We start from the raw sequence: 24,761 nt of genomic DNA on the forward strand, positions 1-24,761 counted from the left end.
TATGAAAAACTTATTAATGAGTATAAATTTATTTAAAAAAAAGAAATTTATTAATTTTATAATCATATGTCAAATATTTTTCATGTTATTATATTCTGTTAAAAATGTGAAAGAAATAGGTTCTATTATATCTGAGTATAATTACCTTAAAAATAGTTCATTAAATAATGCTCTATTTTATATGAATAAACCTGATTATATTAATAGAAGAGATAAAAATGCTGAATCAAATCTTGATGATATAATAAATAATTATAATTTAGTAAAAGAGTATATAGAAAGTCATCCTGATGATTTCAAAAGTTTTACTAGAATTAAAACTGATTTTTACATTGAAGATATTAATAAAAATATAAATATGTATGATGAAACTACATTAAATATCTTGAGTAAAAATTTTGATGACAATATTGATTTTAATATAAAAGACAATGTTGTACCAGCTGTAGTGCAACGTTCACATTCAAATGAATATAAAATTGGTGATGGATTTTATTTAAATGAAAAAAAAGATGTAAAAATTATTGTAAAAGGATATTATGACGATGATACAAAACTTCCATCGCTCGGAATGATTTCAAATAGTTCATTTCCAATATCTAGTTTGTTTCCTGAAAACAGAAATAAATCGCCTAATTTTATTGTAGCATATGACAAAAACTTGTATAGATATATTGAGGACTTTGGAATTCCTAAATTTCAAGCGAATATTATCTATTTTAATGATAAAATAGAAAAAGAAAAAATTATTGAGTTTGAAAATTATATAAAGGAAAATAATTTAGGCTATTATCAATTCACGAAAAATTTAATAGCAGAACAATATAAATTATACTTAAGTTCTTTACAGCGATATTTAGATGTAATGATATCTCTTGTTGGGATAGTAATAATTACAGTGGTGAGTGTGGCATATATTAACAAAGATTTATTGAAAAATAGATTTAAAATTTACATTGTTAATGGAGCATCAAAAAAAGATTTATATCTAATAACATTTTATAATTACTTGACTATATTTATTATAAGTATATTGTCATACATCTTTTTTTACAAAATAATTGTAAAATATTTACTAAATGATTTTTCGATATTTGGTAGGTTTGCGACTACAGGTGCAGGATCTGAGCTAAGTTTTGATATGATAACATTTATCGTTGTATTAGTGGGATCAATTATATTAAGTATGCTCGTTTCGATTTTACCAATATTAGAATTAAAGAAAGAATTTAGTAATGTGAGAGGTAAAATATGAAATTGATATCAAAAGAAATTATTAGAAATATAAAACAAATGTATTTGTATATAATAGTGCTGATATTATCTGCAGTATTTTGTTTTCAAATTTTATCCTCAAATCAACTGAGAATAGACGACAGAAGAGCTCTAACAGATAAAAATATAAGTGCAAATTTTATATTTAAGAATTTAGACAAATCTAAACATATAGAAATATTAAATAAATATAAAAATATTAATAGATATGATATAAGATATGAATACCCTCAAAATTTCACTGTGAATAAGGATTTTGGAGAAAATGAAATAAGTGATTATTTCTATACTATATATAATTTTAAAAAATCTTATCAGATATACTCGGGTTCATTACCAGACTTCGACTCAAATAATTTAGAAGTGGCTATTCCTCTTATTCACTCATTGAATAATGATATAAAAATAGGCGATTATATTGATATAAATAGACTATCATTAAAAGTGATAGGATTTACAGATTTTGCTGGCGGTCACGATGCTTTTGTTGTTTCCTTAAATACAGCGGAAAAATTGAATTTAAAATCAGTTGAAGCTGAGATAAATTTAACTGATGATATATCTAAAGAAAAAAGACTTGATATTTATAGTGAAATAAATAATTTAATGGGGAAAAATGTATATACGAAAATCGATACATCTGGTGGAATGCAGGAAAGCATCGAAAGAATGTATCCTATAATTTTAACTGTGTTAGCTTTATCTATACTCAATATATTATTTGTATATTGGAATATTTTAAATAATAGAAAAAAGAGATATTTTATATATAACTTTTTAGGAATAAAGAAAAGAAAATTTTATACAATGCTTTTATCTGAAACTATTGCAATTTATATATTTTCTTTCTTAATAGCTTGTATTTTATTTATAACTATTGATAGTGTAATATTAAAAGGTATCTTTGGTTTAAATAGGTATTCTTTAAAGTTGGACTTTATAGTATTTGTATTTAGCTTATTCTTAGTATTATTACTTATTTTCACATACTTTGCAATTAGAAAATATTTCAAAAAATCTGTTATAGAGCTATATAAGGAGAAAGTTTAATGATTGAGATTAGAAAGTTGAATAAATTTTATAACAAAGATAAAGAGAATGAATTACATGTGTTAAAAGATTTAGATTTTACATTAAATTCAAATGAATATGTATCAATAATGGGAACGAGTGGAATCGGTAAATCGACATTATTAAATATAATTGGTTGTCTTGAAACTTTTCAGAATGGAGAATACTTTTTTGATGGTAAAGATATTTCTAAATTGAAATTGAAAGAAATAGAGAATATCAGAGGAAAAGATATAAGTTTTATTTTTCAAGATTATATGTTGATTGAAGAAGATACAGTTATTGAAAATGTAAAAACTCCATTATATTTTGATTCAAAAGTTCCATTAAAAGAAATTAATAAAAAAGCGTATGAGGCTCTACATAAAGTTGGATATAGTAAAGATTTTTATAACAAAAAAGTATCAAAACTAAGTGGTGGGCAAAAACAAAGAGTGAGTATCGCAAGAGCGTTAGTTAACAATCCTAAGTTAATTTTAGCAGATGAACCTACAGGTGCTTTAGATGAATCAACTTCAGAAGAAATAATGCAATTATTTAGAACTTTAATTTCTGAAAATATTTCAATAATAATTGTAACCCACGATATAAATGTAGCTAGACAAACAGATAAGATCTATGAGATTATAGATGGAAAAGTATTGTTAAAAAATATGTAAAATGCATACAAATTCAATCCCTAAAAGTTAAGTTTTAATACTTGCTTTTATGGGATTTTTTTATTAAACTATAAAAGACCTTCTAGTTAGGTTATTTGGAAGGACTAACTAGAAGGCTACTTTTGGGTAAATTTATTAAATTATTTTAGGTTGTACTTATTTACTTTTTTCTTATTTCAATATAGATTAATATCGATGTTGCACTTAAAAATAATATAACAAGTCTGGTATAATATTTGATAATATCAGCATCATTTCTAGTAACAAACTAAATATACTAACTTTATTTTTTCTCATAAATCCTTCTATTATTTATTAATTCTAAGATTCATTGTAACGAATTAATTAAATGTTGTAGAATATTAAGTTAGGATTGTCTAATTTTAATCTAAGTTTATCAAACTATGTGATATAAAAACAATTTAATTATACTGTGTATTCTAAAGTTCATCATCTTCTGTTTTAGAGTAAAAAAATGTTGCAAACTCACTTTTTTGTGAATATGCAACAATATTTTAATTATTATCCAACAACAATATTTAATATTTTTCCAGGTACATAAATAACTTTCTTTACAGATTTACCATCTATAAATGCAAGTACATTTTCCTCTTTTTGTGCCAGTTCAATTATATTTTCTTTTGTTTCACCTTCAGCCACCTCAATGGTACTTCTTACTTTACCATTTACTTGAACAGGAATTTTTATGGTATCTCCTACAAGCTTTGCTTCATCATATTTGGGCCATATATTTTGATTTGCAATCTGAGTTTTATTTCCTAATCTTTCCCATATTTCTTCAGTAATATGTGGAGCACAAGGGTTTAATAAAATAATAAATATTTCCAATTCCTTTTTAGTTATTGCCCCTTTCTTTATAAAGGCATTTGAAAGTATCATCATTTGTGAAATAGCTGTATTAAATTTTAAATTTTCATAATCTTCTGAAACTTTTTTAATGCATTGATTTATGAGAACTTCCATATCTTTTGTAAAATGATTTCCATCTATCAAAATTTCTTGGAGTCTCCAAACTCTATCTAAAAATTTTCTAACACCATTTACTGCTTCATCTGACCATGGAACTGACTTGTCAAATTCTGAAATAAACATTTCATACGTTCTAAGAGTGTCGGCACCAAAATTTTCTACTATATCGTCAGGATTTACAACATTCCCCTTTGATTTAGACATTTTTTCTCCATTTTCTCCAAGTATCATTCCGTGGGAAGTTCTTTTCATGTATGGTTCTTTCGTAGGAACTATATTAATATCATATAAAAATTTATGCCAAAATCTTGAATATAATAGATGCAATGTTGTGTGTTCATTACCTCCATTATACCAGTCAACTGGAGAAAAATATTCAACTTCATCTTTACCAACTAAAAAATCTTTATTTTCAGGATCCATATATCTTAAATAATACCATGATGATCCTGCCCATTGTGGCATAGTATCCGTTTCTCTTTTTGCTGGTTTACCACAACAAGGACATGTTGTATTAACAAAGTCGTCAATTGTAGCGAGTGGACTAAATCCATCTTCAGATGGTTCATAATTTTCCACTTCTGGTAATGTTATAGGTAAACTTTCCTCATCAACTGGTTGCCATCCACATTCATCACAATGTATCATAGGAATAGGTTCTCCCCAGTATCTTTGTCTTGAAAATACCCAATCCCTCAATTTAAAGTTTTTCTTGCTTTTTCCAAGATTATTTTTTTCTAAATATTCAATCATCATTGATTTAGCTTTATCTGTTTCTAAACCATTTATAAAATCAGAATTAATGGCTTTTCCTGTTCCAGTGTATGCCTCTTTTTCAATATCTCCACCTTCAACAACTTCTATAATTTCTAAATTAAATTTTTTAGCAAATTCATAATCTCTCTTATCATGTGCCGGTACCGCCATTATAGCACCCGTACCATAGGTAATCATAACATAATCGGAAATCCAAATTGGAATTTCCTTGTTTGATACCGGATTTTTAACTTTTAGACCTTTTAGTTGAACACCAGTTTTTTCTTTGGATAATTCTACTCTTTCAAATTCAGATTTTTTATTTGCAAAATCTTGATACTCTCTCACTTCATCTATGTTTTCAATAAATTCTGAATATTCTTCAATAATTGGATGTTCTGGAGCAATAACCATATATGTTGATCCAAAAATAGTATCGGGTCTAGTCGTGTACACTCTTAAATTGTTGTTTTCTCCTACAATTGGAAAATCTATTTCTGCACCAAATGATTTACCAATCCAATTTGTTTGCTGTGTTTTAATATGGTCAAGATAATTTACTTCTTTTAAGTCATCAATTAATCTATCTGCGTATGATGTAATTTTAAGCATCCATTGATTTTTTACTTTATGTTCAACTTCTGCTCCACATCTATCACATGTACCTTGTACTACTTCTTCATTTGCAAGCCCTACCTTACATGATGGGCACCAGTTTATTGGAAATTCTTTTTTATATGCAAGTCCTTTTTTAAACATTTGAATGAATATCCATTGTGTCCACTTATAATAATCTGGTTGAGTTGTGTCAATTGCTCTATCCCAATCAAATGAAAAACCTATACTTTTTAGCTGTTTAGTAAAGTTTGCTATGTTCATTTCTGTAACAATTCTTGGGTGTATTTTATTTTTAATAGCAAAATTTTCTGTTGGTAAACCAAAAGCATCAAATCCCATCGGGTATAAAACTACTTGATCTTGCATCCTTCTTTTTCTTGCAACAACATCAAGTGCTGTATAAGACCTTGGATGTCCTACATGTAATCCAGCTCCTGATGGATAAGGAAATTCTATTAATGCATAAAATTTTTCTTTATCTTTATTGATTATTGTCTTAAAAGTTTTTTCTTTATCCCATATTTTTTGCCATTTAGCTTCTATGGCATTAGGATTATATCGTTCAATCATTTTAATCTCCTGTCACTTTTAATATATATATTATAATAACATAAGTTATTAATTATGTTTAGTAATAAATTATATAATTCATATTCTTAATTTTATAATCTTAAATTTACTAAAAAAAGTAATATATTTAATAAACTAAATATCGATAAGTGAAGCGGATAAAATATATAAAATAACTATCTTAAATTGTATCCTCTTTTACCATTGTAAAAATATACTGATTATTATCAGTGTTAAAATTATATATTTTATAAATAAAGAGTTACATTTTTTATTTATAGTTTTATCTATTAAAAATAAAATTATTATGTAAATCCAAATTTATAAAAAATATTTAATTGTTTATTTTCGACAGAACATTTTGAAAAAATATTGATGTAAAGGCATTATTTCATAGTACAATTTTTCTCTTACTATAGGATTCCCCTTTCACATGTCATTTTTGTGGATAATCTTACCTTCTTAATTTTCCATTTCTATTTTGACATTTATAATAAAATTTAGTTTATTTTTTAATTTCGTTTAAATCTACAATAAAATCTGCCTTATTTGCTAATGAAATATCATGAGTAACTATTATAACTGTTTTATTGTATTTGACTCTTAGATATTTTATTAATTCAAAGACTATCTCTGCCATTTTGGGATCAAGTGAACCTGTAGGTTCATCTGCTAAAATTAAATTCCCCGGTTTTAAAACACATCTCGCAAGAGCCACTCTTTGTTGCTCTCCTCCAGATAATGTATTAACTTTCTTATTCTTTAAAATAAATATATCTAAATCTCTCAAAACTTTATCAATTTCATCATTTTTTTCTTTTTTTGATAAATCTAAAAACTCCATGGCAATCATTAAATTATCCAATACAGTGATATCACTAATCAGTGCATAGGATTGAAATAAGTAGTTTATGGTTTTTCGTCTAAGCATAGTTGCCTTTGAGCTATTAATATTAGGAATATTATTCCCATTAATTTTTATGCTCCCACTATCTACACTCTCTAAAAGTCCTATCATATTCAAAATAGTACTTTTACCAGAACCTGATTTTCCCGTTATTGCAACTAAAGAATTTTCGGGAATGGATATCGTCAAATTATCTATAATTTTTCTTCCATCGTAACTTTTGCTAACATTTTTTAATTCTATAATATTCATTTAGAATTACCTCCTATGACTTTAAGAAAACAATCATTTTTTTCATTTGATTACTGCTAACAACTTTATAAGCCAAAATTAATTGCAGTATATTCACCAATAAAATGTAAACTACTCCTATTTTTGATTTTAACAGTATTACTGATATCATATCAAAAGCTATTACTAAAGAGATAATAAGAATTGGAAATTTATATATGTTAAAGTTACTATAACCCAAAAATTTTTTTATAAATATTTTCTCCTTGTATGAGTTTTGGAAAACTAATATAATTGTAATTAATAACACAACAATTATAAATGTTATTGCTGCCATTAATCCAAAAAACATTTGTATAGTAGTCCATAAATTTTTTTGAATTCCATCAACAAAGGACTTAACAGATTCAAATTTAATTTCGTTATCGCTTAAATTAAATCTAGATAAATATTCTACATTTGCATATTTTTCCAAAGCTTTTCCTTCAAGTTTAACAAATGAACTTTCAAGCCCTATTGCAATCAAGCTTTCAGACTCTTCAAAAATCATGTTATTTGGTGTGCTTATCAATATAATTGGCTTTTTTATCATAAGATTATTTAATGATTTTGTACTCCATGAAAACATATCTTTCTCGGAGTTATATTTTATAAAATCAAACTCCTGTTTTTTATTAAATATAGTATTTATATCATCTTGTCCTATGCTACTAGTATCATTTTCCTTAAGCATTTCTCTAAGTAATTTACTCTCCTCATTTGTTTTATCTTCTGGTATCAGATATACTCTTGATCCTGATTTAGCTTTTTTAATAATACTCTCATCTATATTTATCCCCATTTTTTTTAAGTAATTTGGTGAAACAGTAAAAATCCAAAAAGCTTCATTGGGAACATATTTATATATTTTATGCTTCTTATAAGCATTTAATATATCTTTTGAGATATATGTAGTTTTTACTATACTAACATCTTTATCTTCAGAAATAGATTTATACCAATTATAGAAATCATTAAATAATTTTTTTGATTGTCCATTAATGCTGGCCTGATCCTCACCTATACCAACTTTTCTTAGAATCTTATATTCAGAAACTCAATCCCATTTATTTAAAATATCTATATTTTTTTCAATTTCCCTGTATGGCCCATCAATATAACTACTTATTCCTATTAACATTAGATTGAATACAATATACACTACCAAAGCTGTCAACATGTAAACTTTTTTAGGGAATCTTTCTTTAATAGCTGCAATAGGACTAACTAAAAATATGAAAATTGAAGATATAGATAGAATAAGTAAGATTATTATAAAGTTGAGTAATCCAAAACCTAACATTAAGCTATAAAATGTAATGGAATTAAATGTCATATTTGTCAAAAACATCCCAAATAATATAAATAAACCTGTTAAAATGAATCCGGTATATAACATTGGCTGGTAGAGCTTAACTGCAAAATTATATCTAGACCAACCTTGTAGCATAAACTTTCCTAAATTTGGTAATGATTTAATAGTTATTACTACCATTAATGCCAATAAAACTATACTATGAACAATAAATATTCCTACTATCATCATTTCATTAAAGGAATTATCTATATTATAACCAGATTTCCCATCAAAAAAAACTTTACTATCAACACCACTTGCATCACTTAATCCTTTCAAAAAATCAAATCTTTGTGACTCTTTCAAACCAACGATTCTGTATTCTCCATTGATTGTTTTTGTTTCTTTTACAACACTTTCCAACTTTTTAAACACAATATTCTTTCCATATTTAAACTTTGGAATTGTACCAATGCTTTCTAATGAAGTTTCTTGCACTCCCAATGTTGCATTACTTTCCTTACTATTTAATAGTTTTTCTAGTTTATCATAATTAATAATATTTTGTCCCAAAAATTCAAAGTTTATCTTATCTTTATTTTTTATTAAATCTCCATCTACACTAAATATAATTCCACTTAGATACCCATCTTTATCAAGCGAATAGTCTTTTCTTATATAAAATATCCCTTTTTCAGTAGAATATTTTTTTAAAAATCTAAATGTTTCATCTGATTTTTCTTCTGGAATAGTTTTTAATTTTATATATAAACCAGAATTTGGTTGGTTATTTAATTCATTGAAATAATTCAAATCCATATAAAATGTTACCAAAAAAGAAAATAAAATTCCTTGTGTAATTACCATAGTGCAAACTAGATACTTCAGTAGTTTATTATTTAAAATATTCTTCATAAAATTCTCCTAATTACCGTACAGAGAACACTTGTAATTCTATGCCTAAATTTCATATTAATTATTACATTAGATTCATATCAAAGATTTTTTTCTGATTAAACTACTAAATCTGTTAAAAAACTAATTCATATTCTTAATGGATATTTTTTTCTGAAATCTTCAATAATAAGAATAATGGGAGACTTTTATTAAATTAGTTTGTGCCAATTAAATTTAATAAAAGTCTCCCTCTTATGCAACAAGTATTACTATTTACTAACAAGATTGCTTATAATATTTCCAATCCGTAAAAGCATTAACTCCATACTATTTATAACCTGTTTTTGTACTTATTATTTACAATCCCAATAAGCTCGTGCAGTACCCAAACCTATATAGTGAGAAGCTTTTGCTAAAACACCTGGTTTTTCCCATCCTGAGAATGTACCGTTTGCAGTTGCTGAATGTGTGAATCTATGTGTTTGAACTTCTGAATAACTATATAATCCCCACGCACGACCATATTCCCAATATACTGGATAACCTTTATAATACACAGTTTTTGATGCTGCATGAACAATTCCTGGCACAGATGCCATTATTAACATCGCCGCCATAAGCCCTACTATTTTTTTCTTGGTATTCTTATATAATTTTGTCATCTTAATCCCCTCTCTTTTTCTGTTTCCTTTTAAACGCCCTTCTTTCAGCTACAAAAGTCAAATACCCTTGTAGTATATATTTATCTTCATTCCTATACCTTTGAGGGTTATTGTAATTCATAGCTTACAAGCTCTTTTATTTAAACTAATAAATAAGCTTATTACTTTACCAATTACTCTTACAATATGTACCTCTATAACTACCTGTTCCATCTAAATGAAGTATCTTATACATTCAAACACTCAATACATTCGCTATATTATTTTCAACCTTCAATCCTGGCACAACCTTTTCTTTTTCAATTTTGTTTACACTTTACTCTTAATATTCCAATTTTTTTCTCCAATCTATGTTTAGATAACCATAAAAGTTTTCTGTATTATTTGATTCTATTATTCATATTTTATCCTTATTCTTATGAATAATTTTAATTTACCAAAAATGAATATAAAAGTCAAGTATTTTAAGTTATTAAAAGTGAAATATGTATAATTTTTACTTGATATAATTTCTAAAGTAGTGTATTGCCTGTTTTCGAAATGTCTCTCTACTATTTTTAGCATATGCAATTCCATAATTCTCTGATATAAATAATATAATATCATGTATCCTTATCCAATTATTAGTTGCATTGCACAATAATTCTTTATCCTTAATATTATCTAAAGCCAATATAACATATCCACATAAATCCGACTGTTGTCTTTCTGATACTTGCATTTACTTTAAAAACTCTTTTGCTTCTTCTAATTTAGGCATAAATATATCTCCCTAATATTTCATCACATGTTTTTTCTGACATGTGTTTTATTTTTATTAAATCTTTTCCCATATTCTCAATGTATTCCAGTGAAGGAGCTGGCATAGAATTAATTTCTGTTAAATTAACTTGAGTTGAACCATTTAAAATTCTATAATGCTGATCATATAAAGTGGAATTTAGAACCACATATAACCCATATACTAAACACTCAGATCATTTTCAAATCCAGTTATAAAATTCAATTTATTTTAAGCGCTTATCTTTTCATACTCTGGATATTTTTTTGCTAAATATACTCCACATTGTAGTCGTCTCTTTTCTTCTTTAAATCTATCTCTCAATACTTCACTATTTCTAAAATCCACAGTTAATCCTGTTTTCATTTTTAATCCCAAACTTGGCAAAGTATCTTTCCACTCTTTTACTTGTTTTATTGTACTTGCTTCTTCTTCATTTATAATTAAATATATATATTTATTTTCTTTAGAAACAACTAAATCATAATCTGCTTAAAAAATTGTTGTGTTTTTAAAATCAAAATTTCCATTATTAGATGTGATTGTTATAAATTCAGGGAGTATCCTTGTCTTTTTAACCTTTATTATCATAGTTTCTTGTAAGACAGATTCTTTATCAAAACCTTATCTCTGTATTAATTTATTTCTATAAAACGTTTTTAAGTAATTCGCCTACTCTATATCCTGTACTATAAAAAAAAATTTAATCCAGCAGCTATTATATAAGTCCAAATTGCTATTTTGAATAAAACCGGCATTTTGGTATACAATTCGTAGATATCTATGTTATTTTCCTTTATATCCATCGTAAACACCTCTTCCTATTTAGAATTATTTCCGTTTTGGAAGTTATTCTAAGTATATTATAAATGATTAACTCATATATCTCAATTCTATTTAGAAATAATTCCAAAACGGATATATTATGAAATACATTCGTGACTTTTAAGCTTATAGGTAGATTAGGATAATAGAACTAATAGTAAATATTTACAATATTGAGCAATAAATATTAAATCTATTATAATAAGCTACTTTTTTCTTATTAGAATAGCTTTATACCCAAACTATTACACCAAATCTCTAAAATTTTATTATTTTATGTTTTTGTAATAATACTGTTTCTTTTGAGTATTATTTTATCCCCATTTGTTAAATACTCCTCTACATCAAATAAATTCTTCTTACACTATTTTTAGAATTAATCTAATTTTAAATTAATCTTTTTTAATAAGGTCATAATAAAATTCTATGAGAAGTTACAAAAATAATGAAAGTTATTTATGCTGATAACAATTTAATTATACTTACTTTCATAATTGTAAAACCTTACCTCAACATTTACAAGATTCTCTAAAACTTAAACCTGATTCATCCAGCTTTTTATAAGCTAACGTTCCTTTATAGTAAAATAGGTAAGATAACGATCTATCATTTTAAATATATTTTTAAGTAACCACCGCATACTTAATTAATAATTATAGTTAGTTATTGCTTTTATTCCTTTTCATTTTATCTATAATTAATAAGACTACTGTTGAGAACAAAGGTGGAAATAAATAACTTAATTCTGTTGCTTGTATATCAAACCCAATTTTAGATAAAGTAATTAAAACTAATATATTGACTAAAAATAGAGCAAAAAATAAAATTACAATTTTAAGAACTCTTTTCATTTCTCTGTACATACTCGTCTCCTTCCAATGCTTTTTTTTTAAATAATTGTATTATTAAAATCTTGATATTATCCAATCTCTAGCTTTTTTAACAGCTTTCCCAGCAACATAAACCACAGTTGCTGAACCACCTACAATTCCCACAGCTTATTTATAACCTAAATAAAATCCTAAGCCTCCTGCTCCGCCTAATGCTAATACTCCACCACCAATAATTGCAACAGTTTTAGTTCCAATCTCTCTTTAATTAATTTTTATTTTGATTAAGTAGCTTTTTTCTGTTTCGTACCTTTTCAATTTTGCATGTTTCTTTCTCAATTTCTTCCATTATTTTTCTAATTCTTTCATCACCCTCCTTTTTTTATGATAAAAAGGATTGAGCAATACATACCCAATCCTTTTTATCATTAATCTTCTAGTTTATTTAATTTTCCATCTTTCAATTCAAGTACCACATCTGATAGTATTTCAATATCATCTTTATTATGAGATGTAACTATCATAGTAGCTTCATTGGTTCTTACATAATTTTTTATAATTTCTCTAAGCTCTTTTACTCCCTCATAATCCATACTATTAAACGGTTCATCTAAAAGTAAAATTTTAGGATTCTCCATTAAAGCCTGAGCAATTCCTAACCTCTGTAACATACCTAACGAGTAGTTTTTTACTTTTACATCTTTATCATTATATAAAGATACTTTCTTCAATACTTCTTCAATTTCTGTCTTAGTAATCTGATCTTTTATTGCTGCTAATTGTTCCAGGTTCTCTAACCCCGTCAAATTCGGTAAAAAACCTGGGTGTTCAATAAGTAATCCTACGTTAAGTGGCATAGCTCCATTTTCTCCAACAACTACACTTCCAACTACAATCTTCCCACAAGTCGGTTTCATTAAGCCTGAAATCAACTTAAACAGCACGCTTTTTCCACAACCGTTTGCTCCTATAATTCCATATGTCTTACCAGATTCAAACTCATAGCTAATATCGTCTATAACACACTTTTTTTCAAATTTTTTTGAAAGGTGTTCTATTTTTATGCAACTCATACTCACCAACTCCTTACTCATTTTGATACTGTTTACTTCCTTTAGGTAGCATAATATCTTTATTCTCAAATATTTTAAAATTTAACAGAATCAATATTAAATCTATAAATGCTAATATTCCTAATCTACTAAAGAAATTTATACCGTATTCATATACTGAACCTGCAATGGAAAACAAAGAAAATGCTTTAAGCTGTTCACCTAAATATCCCAATGACATACCCGCCATAACAATCATAATACTGGTGTATATAACAAATACAATAGATTGAGAAATTCTAAATTGTGTTAAAAGTGCATGTACCAACGAAAAGAAGTACAGCAATAAACTTTGTAAGACAATTATCTTGATTATTTCGAATATTAACATATTCGTTTCAAAATTTCCAAATAAATATATTTCTAAAAATTTTTTTGTGGCTATCGAAATACTCATATCAAAACCCGTATCCCCAATTCCTACTATAATAGAAAATGCACAAATACTAAGTACATAGCAAATCACACTCTTGATAACTTTGACATGCTTATTTTTATAAAATTCTTTTCTATTTGAATATCTAGTTAGTGCAAAAAATATATTTTGTTCCACCGGACTTTGTATCATCAGCACAAACCCCAATAAAAATGGAAATGTAAAATATCCGGTATATGAATCATTAAACATAATTAGAATCATCTCGCCAAAATTAAAATTTCCAAATTTATTTTTCAAGACTATCAGTTGACTAAAATTTGCTAATATAGCACAGGCAACCAACAAATATATAAAACCTATATAGAAATCCTCTTTGTTGTTTAATCCTTTAAATTTCTTCATCAGTTTCTATATCCTTTTTAAATTTTTTATAAGACACCACATACGAGCAACTTACTGCAAGTATCAAATATATAAAAACAAATATAATGCTTATTCCTTTTACTCTTGTAACATCGAAAATTGACATTGGTTCAAGTTTAGTAAATCCGATAAATATAGCAAACAATGAAGCTATTGTAGCTATAATAAATGGAGATACCCATGCAACAAATTTATTTTTTATAAAATACGACATTGCTAATCCAACGCTACTATATGCAACAGCAACAAGAGAACAGTGTAAAATAATTACTCCTATGTATAACAAAGGTGATGTTTTCGCAACTGCTTCATAAACAGAACCTCTTGTTATTCCATAATAAATATTCATATTTATACTCTTATCAAAAAATAAAATTGATATTAGTAAAAATAAAAGCATTCCAAAAACGAACACTACAAATGATAGCAACGCATTTGTAATAAAAATAGAATTAAAATACTTCTTATATCCCATCCTTGACACGATGTATTTCATAGCTCCACTTCTTCTATTTTCGATATGTTGTGCAGCAAAAGGCATTGTTGCAATAAGAGGAGCAAGACCACCTAGTAATGTCCTATCTCCACTGTATCCCTGTAAAAATGTCATTATATAGTCATGATGAAAAAAATAATCCATTCCCTCTTCGATAAATGCAATTAAAGAAAATATCATGGAAAGTAAAATAATTAGCAATGCTAAAAAGAATTTCTTATCTCTTATACCTTTCAAAAATATATTAACATAGTAACGCATGATTTCCTCCCACAAAATAAATGGGATGAGCAAGCATGCTCACCCCACTATATAATTATATATTTTTAATATTCATCAGGACTCCATGAACCACTAGTTTGAACCTTTACATATGTAAACAACCTAGTCCATCCTCCTAATTTAAGTTTAGACCCTTCAGCATCTGATGGACTATTGTAGTCCAAATAAATTCTGTCACCACTACCAACTAAATAGGTGGAAGTCATCTTATTTCCTCCTCTGTAAATAGCACAGTGCATTGTGTAGCCTCCACCAATAGAGGTATTATTATTTACAGCTCTTGTTTGATTTGTTTTATATAATGAATCTGTCTTAATTACACCACCAAATCTAGGCATAATCATATCATAGTTTGCAACATTTCTAGCAGAAACAACCATAGTACCCATCATTAACATAGCACAAACACCTGCAAATAACTTAGTTTTAATATTTGTCTTTCTCATAGCTTTCCTCCTTGTTTGATTGTTTAATTGATAATAATTATTACAAAAAGAACCGATCTCCATTTTTATACCTTTGAGGAATCTTATAATTTTTCATATAATTCCACCTCCCTCTGTCTATATGTAATAAGCATCTTTTATTGACTATATACATACTCACATTTATTACACCTATATTCACCTATACTATCTAAATCGAAAATTTTATACATACAAACTTCTAAAGCATTTGCTATATCATTTGCAATTTTCAAAGTAGGCACAGTCTTTCCAGTTTCTATTTTATTTATGCTTATTCTTGATATTCCTATTTTTTTACCCAATCTATATTGGGATAATCCTAACGGTTTCCTATACTCTTCAATTCTATTACCCAAAATCTTAACATCTAGTTTTTGGTTAATTTAAATATACTATAATATCTTTCATTTGTCAATAGTTTTTATTGTTGCCTCTAACTTTTTCTTTCTTCTAGAGTTGTCAAACATATGTGACAAAAAACCATCTAATAATATTTTTCAAAGAGCATATAAATTCTACACAAATAATGCATAGTTCTATAAGGTTCCTACCGACTATTTACTTTGCCTTACAGGAAATAAAAATCACCCAAATACAGATTTAACTAATCTACACTTGAGTGATAATATGACTGATTTACTATTAAGTGCTTCTATCAATAACCGTCTACTTTGTGAAATTGCTACACATGATAAATTTAAGGAACTTATCGCTGATACAGAGATATTCATCGATGGTGTTGATACTAAACTATTTAATGACTTAAATTCTTCTCTTGAAACAGTGAGGGCTGATATTCTTCAATTAACATTTTTGCTATTTTGCTTCTTTTTGTTTCTGTTTTTTTTTAGCATAAAAATTCCTCCTGATTAATTTTTACTTATCCTAATCAGAAGATTTCTATACACAAAATTTTATACAATCTCAACATTAATTTTTATTTTTTTCTTGTTAAAATTAATACTACTACTAATATAACTATTCCAATCCAAAAAATTATATTCGATACAGTTTCATCACAATTTAACAGTGGTGCAAAATATTGACCGATTAAAACTAAAATTATTCCAATTATTGATAAAATAACTAATTTATTCATTTTAATATCCAATCCAACCTAAATATATAAACTATTCCCTAAAATTCAGCTTTTCCAATACATATTCTAAATATGTTTCTTTATCATATATTATTCTTGCTTCTACTGGCATTGATAATAATAGTTCTATTTTTTCATTATTTTTTTCCAAATACTTGTTTTCTATTTCTACTTTTGCTTTATAAAAACTATTATTTCCTTCTTGCCCTTGTATATTTACTACTCCATCTTCTATTACTACAAGTATTGCTATATCTACTTCTTGATTTACTTTTACTTTAGAAATATCATATATATTTATATATGTATCTACATAAAAATTGTTTTTATCTAATTTAGAAAGTTCAATAAGTGTTTGATTTACTTGAACGTTTACGCCTTCTTTTAGTGGATTGACATAATGAATTTCCCCATCCTTATTTGCTTTTATTTCATAATTTGTATCTCTATTTTTAAGCACAGATATATTCATTTTTATATCTAAATTTGTTTTTTCAATATTTTTTATTTCTGAACCTATCTCATTTACAAGCTGTAAATATATTTGTTCTGATTGCTTTCCTCCAAGTTTTTGTCTAGTTAATTGAGATATTTCATCTTTTAAACTTTCTATTTCTGTCTTTAAGCCTTCATATTTTGATTTTATATTTTCATATTCTGAATCAATTTTCGATTTTTCTTCTTGTACTTTTGTAAATTTTCTATATTCTACTTTTAAATCTTTTAATTTGTTTTGTTTTTCTTTTAATATCTTTTCATCTAAAGATTTTCTATATTTTTTTAATAATTTTATTTTTTCTTCATTTTCTTTTAATATATTTTTATATTCCAATCTTTGAGTATTTTCTTCGCCATTAGATATTATTAGTATAGTATCTCCTGACTTTACAAAGTCGCCCTCTTTTTTTACAATTTCTTTTATACTTCCATTCACATTTGATGATATATAGGCTACATTTTTATCTGAAATTTGTCCCTATGCTTTTACTATGTAATTTTTATTTATTTTGCTTGAGGTGTCTATTCCAATTATCAAAATAAATACTATAAAATATATTAAATTGATTTTTATATTGTTTATAATTATGTGCTTGAATGTATAAATCATAATCTGCTGTAATGTTGCCTTCTTCACTTACATTTACCCCTTTATTTCTTACTATTAGAGGTCCAAAAGTTTGTATTTTTAACATTTGGATATTGTTGTAAAACTTATTTATTTCTATATCTAAATTTTGAAGTTCAATATTACTTAATCTTTTATTTACTACTTTTTTTAATATTAATTTTTTATTTTCTTTTATTTCTATTTTTGACAATTTATCCCTACATTATAAACTTAATACAATAATTATAGACTAATGAAAATAACTATAAGATTTATTAAACCCTATAATTACTTTCATTAATTCTGTATATAAAAATAAATATTTTTTATTTTGTTAAAATACCTATGATACCTAAAATTAAAGCAATTATCATAATAAATATAATAATATTAATATTTTTTGATAATTTACTAAAATCTTTATTTTTAAATCCTATATGTAATAGATATAAATAAGTTAATAACCCTATTATTGAGATTATAATCGCTATATATAAAAATAAATTAATATGCCCAAAGATATCCATCATATCTTCCATCTAGTCTATCTAATACATTTGCCATTATTTGTCCTAAAGAGGTTCCTACAGCTGTCATAACTAAATTTGCTATTCCTGCTGCAACCCCTCCTACAGTCATTCCTGCAAAACCAACTATTTTAGAATAAACCATTTTAACTGCTTTATTACCATTTTTTCTTAAGAATTTTTTTAATTCATATGAATTATAAATTCCTACTCCAAATCCAACAGCTGAAAAAATTACATCTAAAGCGGTTCCTACATTTTGTGCTTTATTCCACCAATGATAACCAACTCCTCCACCATCCAAATAAACCATTTCTTCTTGTTCTATCTCCACATAATTTTTAGGTAATACTAATTCCATATTGTCTTCCTATTTTAAATTTTATTTTGTGTTCTTTATGCAAAGCATAAAATTGGTGGTCTTACCACTATTTTTTATTCGCTAAAATCAATTCTATTTATTATTTTAATTATTGATACTAATAAAAATATATTGACTCCTAAGAATATTACTGATAGTAGTATATTAATTACATTTAATCCGTTTTTTAGCATAAAATACATAAGTACACCAAATAAAACTACAATTAAAGTTTCTAATAATATAAAAATGAAACCTTCCATTTTTTTATATTTCTTAGTAACTGTATATTCTACATTTTTATTAAATTCAAATTTCCCCATTCCTAAATAATTTATAGTTAAATCATCCACAGTTTCATTTATTTTTAATATATATATTGTTAAAATATCAAAAATTTCTGATCCATTTGAATTTAATATAGCTGAAATAATATATCCTATTATAAATAAAATTTTATTAGATTTTTCATCACAAAATTGAAATTTAAGCTCTGAATCTTCTAATTTATCAAATTCTATAAATTTACTGGTTAATTTTAATTTTTTATTTTCTTTCTCTTTGCCTTTATAAATTAACTGTAACGGAACATCTAATAATTTAGTATTAATTTTTATGCTCATTTTCTCTTATCCAATCCAACCATTTAAATCTCCACCTGCATAGCAGGTGGTTTATTGTTTCGTTCACTTACGTTCACTCAACTCACTAAAGTGAACAATTAAAGTTACAAGTTAGAAATGTTTAACTTGTAACTTTATATTACTATTAAATTCACTAATAAAAATATTATTTATTAAATAAATCTAAAATACTTATAAGCGTAGCTCCAAAAATAAATCCAAAAATCACTTGCATTGTTTCATTAAGATCTATTAGTAAAGAAATAACAATTAATAAAATAATAACGGACACGTTGATAATAATTTCATTCTTCTTAAATAGTTTTAATATAATATAACTAATTATTAAAGATATTAAGCCAATAATTAAGTTAAAATACCTTAATCCATCCATCATGTTTACCATCCCTTTTATCTAATTCTTCATAATACTATATTCTTGTCCATATGCTTTAAGTACTGTTGAAACTACAGCAGCTGCACAATCTGATTGATCATGTTGTAATGTTGTTGCATACTTTTTAAATACCATTTTCCGACTTTCTTTACTTTATTATTGTTATTATTATATAAAAGATTTTTTGTAAATTCAATGGAATTTCATTTTAAAATATACGTTTTTTCTATAATAATAATTTACTAATAATATTTTATCTCAACAATTTATTCACTCTATTTTGTACTATTTACTTAGTAATATTATTTATTAAAATAATTCAGGCATAGATATTACTGAGTTTTAAATCTATGCCTAATTATACAAATATTTACTTAACAATCTTTATCAACTTAAATGTTTTTAAGAAAAATATAATAAACAAACCACTTATAAATAATAAAAGTGTATACTTCAAAATATAATTACCTTTAACATAAAAAGTAGTCATAAATGTATATCCTAGTAATAGAAAAATAGGCATGCAGAATAAGACGAAAAAGGGAATAAAGAGTTCTTTTTTTACATACTCATTACATATATATTGAACACCTTCACTAACATATATGTCTTTTATAATTTTAATTTCTATTTTATCAACTGTTTTTAAATTAATGAATTTTATTTGTGTAGATTTTATATCTTCAAACATATTCTCATCACTTATTCCAGTTAAAAACATTAATATAAAATTTAAATAATAAAAAATTTTGTTTATTAGATTTTTTTCATAATATGGCAATAATTCAATAGTTAATTTATCTATTTTATCAATATTGAAAATATTTTTAGATTTAAGTTCTTCAAAAGCATATGTTTTTTTATCAGAAGTAATTTTAAGATATTTTGGAATTGTATCTTTTTTGTACTCTACAAGTATCTCCATAGAACCCCCTAAAGTATCCAACCATTTAAATCACCGTCTAAATAATCAAGTGCATAGGCTGCAACACCACCAATACTTGTAAAGTTTGATGCCCCATCTATGATAACATTAGCTATTCTATTCGCTGAAAATGAGATTGAAAACCCTAACACATTTGTAGCGACTTTCTTTATAGCTCTGGCAAGTGTTGGTGCAAATTTCTTTATTAATCTTTGTGCTGCTTTCTTCCCTAAAAACTTTATTCCAGCAAGTGGTGCTAATGCAGGTACTGCAAGCAAAGCAAAATCAAATCCTACCGTAGCCACCCATCTAGGAACACCTTGTCCATCCAAATACATCATCTCTTCTTGTTCTATATCCACATAATTTTGCGGTAATACTAATTCCATATTATCCTCCTTTACTAGTATTGTTCTTTATGATATTCATCATAAATTTAGTGGCATTCCTACGTGTATGTTATTATTTCAGAATCATTTTCAATTATACTTTCTTTTTGAGTTTCATCGATTTTATAATTTTGAATTTTAACCATATTAAAATAATTTCCATCTAGGTCCATTAATTCTTCATGATTTCCTAGTACTTTTATCTCTCCATTTAAACTTAATAATATAGATGCAAGTATTACTGTTATGAATAATTTCTTTTGTGGTAAAATCAGTTGTTTAAATATATTAAACATTGATCCAGACTTATCTTTTTTCACCTCAAAATCAGATTTCGGAATTATAAATATTGCTATTTCTTGAAATATATTATCTAATTCTTCATAATACTATATTTTTGCCCATGCGTTTTAAGTACTGTTGAAACTACAGCAGCTGCACAATCTCATTGATTATGTTGTAATATTGTTGCATACTTTCTAAATATTATTTATCATCTCTCAATTTTTGTTATTTTTTTGATAATAACACTCTGAAATTCAAAAGTCAACAAATTTTTATAAAAAAATATACCTACCGTAGACTAAAAATCTACGATAGACCTTAAAAATTTAACTCAATATATTTTCTAAGGACGATGTTTTTGAAACACTGACTTTTTATGGATGTTTCATGGTGTTTCTCCTTTTTAGAGGGTATTCTATTTATTTCTCTCTGATAGATAGCCTTGATAGAGGGTAAAATCGGATGTTTTATTTAAAATTTTTCAAAAATAAAAAAAGACCTATCCAAGCATTTCTGCCTAGATAGGTAAAATAATTTTAAAATATTATTTTTTATTTTTTATTTTTTTTATTATAAATAATAAATCCAACAAAGATTATTAATAAGATAACGGATATTTCTGTTCTCATTTTATTTCTCCTCGGTTTTTAATTTAATTTCCCTATACGCCAATTCTTTAAACTCCTGAATATGTGTGCTATAGATTATATATTTATTGTTTTCTGCCAACTCTATTAATATTGTCTTTATTTTTTCTTGAGTTTCAACATCTAACGAGGAAAAAGGCTCATCAAAAATAAATACTTCTGCTTTTTTAGACAACATAATGGATAAATAAACTTTTTGTCTCATTCCTTTAGATAAATTTTTTACTAAATAATCTTTATATTCATCCAACATAAACATAGATATAAAACCATGCGAACTCTTTACAAATTCCTCACTTTCGTCAAATAACTCACGAAAAAAATTAATATTTTCACTTACAGTCAGATATTCATACAGTGTATCTTCTGACATAATATATGAAATATCTCTTGATTTTTTGTTATTTTTCAATTCAATATCATTAAGATAAACGTCCTTCCCTCCATTAATAATTCCTGCTATACATTTTAATAATGTTGTTTTCCCTGAACCGTTTTGACCATTGAGTAAAACAAGTTCTCCTTTATTAATTATTAAATCAAAATTTTCAAAAATTGGATTTTGGTCATAACTAAATGACAATTTTTTAACTTCAAGCATAATAGCAACACCTCCTATAAGTATTATAAGTATATTGAAGCAAAGTATTCTACTATTCCAGCTACAATTAACAAAATAAAAACTATAAAAATATCAAATACTAAATTTTGGTATAGTTTTTTAACATAGTAACCTATGCTATTTTTCAATATAATATTCTTTATTAACAAAAAAGCATTTACCCATATACTAAACAATATTATCAATGATAAACTTAATATAAATATCTCTAATATGCCATGTGGAACGATTCTTAATAAAAGAAATTCTTTCCCATTTTTTACTATTGCATTAGAAATAATTCCCAATGTGTATACATTTTGAAAAACTGAAAATATAGGAAATATTCCAAATGTGATTAGTCCTAGTAGCAAATTTAATAAAATTAATTTAAAATTACTTAAAAAAACATAATTAAAATCAATAGTTTTGGGCTTTATCATTGAAATATCAAAATCAGAATCAGAACTAATTTCAGTAAAGTACGCTAAAAAATATATAATAGAAATCAAAATAACTGTAATAATAATTGAACCTATCACTTTATTTTTAACATCTTTACTTTTTAAATATTCTAGAAATATCAACACTATAATCCCCCATTTCCAATGATGTACAAATATTTTTTCTAACCCGAGACATAATTACAGATAGTATACTTATATCAAACAAAATAACACTATTTATTATTAAATACATGTGGAATATATCATTAAATATCAATGAAAGAATAATACCAGCAATTACTGAAATTACAAAAATACGATAACACAACTCTATTACAAAAAAATCTTTCATTTCTCTTGCGATAACAACATTATCTTCAATATATTTAGAAAATTTTTCATAGTTAGGTCTAACATAAATTAAATTATTTGTTATCATTACATAGGGTAATACTTTCCAAAAAAAACTTAACAATAAAATAACAATGACAAATGTCAATACCGAAAATTTAAAAACAAATGAACAACATATAGACAATATGATATAACTGACAAATGACGGAATTCGAATCACTCTAAAAAATTCTATTTTTCTTTTTACTAACTCTTGAATATTTTTGTTCATCGTATTATAAATTTGTATTGTATAATAATCCGAAATAAAACTCATATTTGAAATTAATTTAACGTTAACTCCGGAGCTAATGTCAATATAATAAAATAAAACAATCAGTAGCGCAATTATATATTGAGCATTTGCTAAGTTGAAAGAATTAATAAAAATAAATATTCCTGTTAACATAAAAATAGATCTGTCTACAAAGAATGTATTAAAATACTCTCTAAAATTAAATGAATATAATTCCACAATTAAAGCCAATTCTTTTGTCATATGTTCCTTAGATTCAGGATAAATTAAAGAAAATAATGAACTATACCATTTCATTGTTAGTAAATCTGAAAACTTGGCGTTAATTCCTTGTTTCCCATTTTGAAAATAGTTTTTAATGAGACAACTATAAATAAATAACATATTTAAAAGTAACACAATAAACAAAGAGACTAAAATTAGTATACCCCTACTGTGTAAAAATTGTTGAATAATGATAGTACGGTGTTGTAGGATTTGAATAAAATTAAAAACAATATTTTGCTTTGTTGAAATAAATGTAATTAACGAAACGACTGTACTAATAACAACATAAAATACAAATGCTGTACTTATAGAAGACAGTACATAATTAATAAAAGAGTATATTTTTTTCAACCAAACATTAGATTGCATCAACACCAAATGAAAAGAAGTAACAATAATATAACAACTAATAATTATAAAATAAACAATTATTAATAAATAAATATTTATAAATTGCAATTGCACCAGTATAAATAATAGTAGATTATCTTCTATAAAAAAATCAATAAATAAATTAGCAAATAGTATTTTGAAAAATCTATGTCCATCATCAGGATAAGATTGTAACCAATCATTTCTATAAAAATGTCCCCACCTTTTTACATCTAATGCTAAAATCTTAGAAAATGAAATAATAAGTGGAATTAATACTAATAAAGGTCTAAAAAAAGGAAATTTTATCAGCAACATATACAACATAATATTGATAAAAATATTTTTTATAAAAAATATACTTAAATACCATTTACTCAATTTTGTTCCATTTAAAAATTTAAATTTTTCAAAAAAATAGTTTTTCTTAGATTTAATAAATAAATATAAGTATGCTCGCATATATTCCCCCTAAACAAGGTAGTTAAAGCTAAGGTA

General features: G+C 25.4%; 30 protein-coding genes. 3 read left to right on the forward strand and 27 right to left on the reverse strand.

Annotated features, from left to right (window positions below; all coding sequences use genetic code 11):
• Position 1 precedes the first annotated feature (1 nt).
• From AC4KN9_RS04590 to AC4KN9_RS04600, 3 genes are read left to right on the forward strand one after another with little or no spacing between them, the layout of a single operon-like run.
• Positions 2–1,255: an FtsX-like permease family protein gene (locus AC4KN9_RS04590; RefSeq protein ID WP_491017459.1), complete on the forward strand. Its 1,254-nt coding sequence runs from the start codon at positions 2–4 to the stop codon at positions 1,253–1,255.
• Positions 1,252–2,325: an FtsX-like permease family protein gene (locus AC4KN9_RS04595; protein WP_491017460.1), complete on the forward strand. Its 1,074-nt coding sequence runs from the start codon at positions 1,252–1,254 to the stop codon at positions 2,323–2,325. The genes AC4KN9_RS04590 and AC4KN9_RS04595 overlap by 4 nt, the downstream gene beginning before the upstream one ends.
• Positions 2,325–3,005, forward strand: coding sequence for an ABC transporter ATP-binding protein (locus AC4KN9_RS04600; protein ID WP_491017461.1), 681 nt, complete (start codon positions 2,325–2,327; stop codon positions 3,003–3,005). The genes AC4KN9_RS04595 and AC4KN9_RS04600 overlap by 1 nt, the downstream gene beginning before the upstream one ends.
• A gap of 522 nt (positions 3,006–3,527) precedes the next feature.
• On the opposite strand, the gene leuS is transcribed toward AC4KN9_RS04600, so the two are convergent.
• The 27 genes from leuS to AC4KN9_RS04735 form a co-directional block, all read right to left on the reverse strand.
• On the reverse strand, positions 3,528–5,936 hold the full coding sequence (leuS, locus tag AC4KN9_RS04605) for a leucine--tRNA ligase (RefSeq protein ID WP_491017942.1): 2,409 nt from the start codon (positions 5,934–5,936) through the stop codon (positions 3,528–3,530).
• 508 nt (positions 5,937–6,444) lie between these two features.
• Positions 6,445–7,098, reverse strand: coding sequence for an ABC transporter ATP-binding protein (locus AC4KN9_RS04610; RefSeq protein ID WP_491017462.1), 654 nt, complete (start codon positions 7,096–7,098; stop codon positions 6,445–6,447).
• A 13-nt stretch (positions 7,099–7,111) separates the two neighbouring features.
• Entirely contained in the window at positions 7,112–7,918 is an 807-nt protein-coding gene (locus tag AC4KN9_RS04615) for a hypothetical protein (protein WP_491017463.1), read from the reverse strand.
• A gap of 255 nt (positions 7,919–8,173) precedes the next feature.
• A complete protein-coding gene (locus AC4KN9_RS04620) occupies positions 8,174–9,328 on the reverse strand; it encodes a hypothetical protein (RefSeq protein WP_491017464.1) in 1,155 nt (384 codons plus the stop codon).
• Between the two features lie 335 nt (positions 9,329–9,663).
• The gene (locus tag AC4KN9_RS04625; protein ID WP_491017465.1) at positions 9,664–9,972 is read right to left on the reverse strand and encodes a hypothetical protein; all 309 of its coding nucleotides are present in this window, start codon (positions 9,970–9,972) and stop codon (positions 9,664–9,666) included.
• A gap of 496 nt (positions 9,973–10,468) precedes the next feature.
• Entirely contained in the window at positions 10,469–10,693 is a 225-nt protein-coding gene (locus AC4KN9_RS04630; protein ID WP_491017466.1) for a hypothetical protein, read from the reverse strand.
• A gap of 31 nt (positions 10,694–10,724) precedes the next feature.
• The gene (locus AC4KN9_RS04635) at positions 10,725–10,922 is read right to left on the reverse strand and encodes a hypothetical protein (protein ID WP_491017467.1); all 198 of its coding nucleotides are present in this window, start codon (positions 10,920–10,922) and stop codon (positions 10,725–10,727) included.
• Between the two features lie 62 nt (positions 10,923–10,984).
• Positions 10,985–11,119 carry a hypothetical protein gene (locus tag AC4KN9_RS04640; protein WP_491017468.1) on the reverse strand — a complete coding sequence of 45 codons (135 nt, stop codon included), beginning with the start codon at positions 11,117–11,119 and terminating at the stop codon, positions 10,985–10,987.
• Positions 11,120–12,237: 1,118 nt separating this feature from the next.
• Entirely contained in the window at positions 12,238–12,441 is a 204-nt protein-coding gene (locus tag AC4KN9_RS04645) for a hypothetical protein (protein ID WP_491017469.1), read from the reverse strand.
• Between the two features lie 395 nt (positions 12,442–12,836).
• Positions 12,837–13,481, reverse strand: a complete 645-nt coding sequence (locus AC4KN9_RS04650) for an ABC transporter ATP-binding protein (protein WP_491017470.1) — start codon at positions 13,479–13,481, stop codon at positions 12,837–12,839.
• Positions 13,482–13,494: 13 nt separating this feature from the next.
• Positions 13,495–14,301 (reverse strand): hypothetical protein, encoded by an 807-nt coding sequence (locus AC4KN9_RS04655; protein WP_491017471.1) that lies wholly within the window; start codon positions 14,299–14,301, stop codon positions 13,495–13,497.
• Positions 14,288–15,079, reverse strand: a complete 792-nt coding sequence (locus AC4KN9_RS04660; protein WP_491017472.1) for a hypothetical protein — start codon at positions 15,077–15,079, stop codon at positions 14,288–14,290. Before AC4KN9_RS04660 ends, AC4KN9_RS04655 begins: the two co-directional genes overlap by 14 nt.
• 65 nt (positions 15,080–15,144) lie before the next feature.
• Entirely contained in the window at positions 15,145–15,546 is a 402-nt protein-coding gene (locus AC4KN9_RS04665; RefSeq protein ID WP_491017473.1) for a hypothetical protein, read from the reverse strand.
• A gap of 137 nt (positions 15,547–15,683) precedes the next feature.
• Positions 15,684–15,923 (reverse strand): helix-turn-helix transcriptional regulator, encoded by a 240-nt coding sequence (locus tag AC4KN9_RS04670; protein ID WP_491017474.1) that lies wholly within the window; start codon positions 15,921–15,923, stop codon positions 15,684–15,686.
• Positions 15,924–16,504: 581 nt separating this feature from the next.
• On the reverse strand, positions 16,505–16,666 hold the full coding sequence (locus AC4KN9_RS04675) for a hypothetical protein (protein WP_491017475.1): 162 nt from the start codon (positions 16,664–16,666) through the stop codon (positions 16,505–16,507).
• A 31-nt stretch (positions 16,667–16,697) separates the two neighbouring features.
• Positions 16,698–17,636 (reverse strand): HlyD family secretion protein, encoded by a 939-nt coding sequence (locus tag AC4KN9_RS04680; protein WP_491017943.1) that lies wholly within the window; start codon positions 17,634–17,636, stop codon positions 16,698–16,700.
• Between the two features lie 28 nt (positions 17,637–17,664).
• Positions 17,665–17,985, reverse strand: coding sequence for a hypothetical protein (locus AC4KN9_RS04685; RefSeq protein ID WP_491017476.1), 321 nt, complete (start codon positions 17,983–17,985; stop codon positions 17,665–17,667).
• 293 nt (positions 17,986–18,278) lie between these two features.
• Positions 18,279–18,662: a hypothetical protein gene (locus AC4KN9_RS04690; protein ID WP_491017477.1), complete on the reverse strand. Its 384-nt coding sequence runs from the start codon at positions 18,660–18,662 to the stop codon at positions 18,279–18,281.
• A 74-nt stretch (positions 18,663–18,736) separates the two neighbouring features.
• Positions 18,737–19,285 carry a hypothetical protein gene (locus tag AC4KN9_RS04695; RefSeq protein WP_491017478.1) on the reverse strand — a complete coding sequence of 183 codons (549 nt, stop codon included), beginning with the start codon at positions 19,283–19,285 and terminating at the stop codon, positions 18,737–18,739.
• A gap of 166 nt (positions 19,286–19,451) precedes the next feature.
• Positions 19,452–19,682: a hypothetical protein gene (locus tag AC4KN9_RS04700; RefSeq protein WP_491017479.1), complete on the reverse strand. Its 231-nt coding sequence runs from the start codon at positions 19,680–19,682 to the stop codon at positions 19,452–19,454.
• Positions 19,683–19,700: 18 nt separating this feature from the next.
• Positions 19,701–19,817: a cysteine peptidase family C39 domain-containing protein gene (locus AC4KN9_RS04705; protein WP_491017480.1), complete on the reverse strand. Its 117-nt coding sequence runs from the start codon at positions 19,815–19,817 to the stop codon at positions 19,701–19,703.
• 235 nt (positions 19,818–20,052) lie between these two features.
• Complete coding sequence (locus AC4KN9_RS04710; protein WP_491017481.1) at positions 20,053–20,607, reverse strand: hypothetical protein; 555 nt, start codon at positions 20,605–20,607, stop codon at positions 20,053–20,055.
• An 8-nt stretch (positions 20,608–20,615) separates the two neighbouring features.
• Positions 20,616–20,996 carry a hypothetical protein gene (locus AC4KN9_RS04715; protein WP_491017482.1) on the reverse strand — a complete coding sequence of 127 codons (381 nt, stop codon included), beginning with the start codon at positions 20,994–20,996 and terminating at the stop codon, positions 20,616–20,618.
• Between the two features lie 59 nt (positions 20,997–21,055).
• Positions 21,056–21,292 (reverse strand): hypothetical protein, encoded by a 237-nt coding sequence (locus AC4KN9_RS04720; protein WP_491017483.1) that lies wholly within the window; start codon positions 21,290–21,292, stop codon positions 21,056–21,058.
• Positions 21,293–21,911: 619 nt separating this feature from the next.
• Positions 21,912–22,529: an ATP-binding cassette domain-containing protein gene (locus AC4KN9_RS04725; protein WP_491017484.1), complete on the reverse strand. Its 618-nt coding sequence runs from the start codon at positions 22,527–22,529 to the stop codon at positions 21,912–21,914.
• Positions 22,530–22,552: 23 nt separating this feature from the next.
• Positions 22,553–23,119 (reverse strand): stage II sporulation protein M, encoded by a 567-nt coding sequence (locus AC4KN9_RS04730; RefSeq protein WP_491017485.1) that lies wholly within the window; start codon positions 23,117–23,119, stop codon positions 22,553–22,555.
• On the reverse strand, positions 23,088–24,725 hold the full coding sequence (locus AC4KN9_RS04735) for a hypothetical protein (protein WP_491017486.1): 1,638 nt from the start codon (positions 24,723–24,725) through the stop codon (positions 23,088–23,090). Before AC4KN9_RS04735 ends, AC4KN9_RS04730 begins: the two co-directional genes overlap by 32 nt.
• Positions 24,726–24,761 lie beyond the last annotated feature (36 nt).

The organism is Helcococcus sp. SA-HE-C1 (assembly GCF_985670335.1).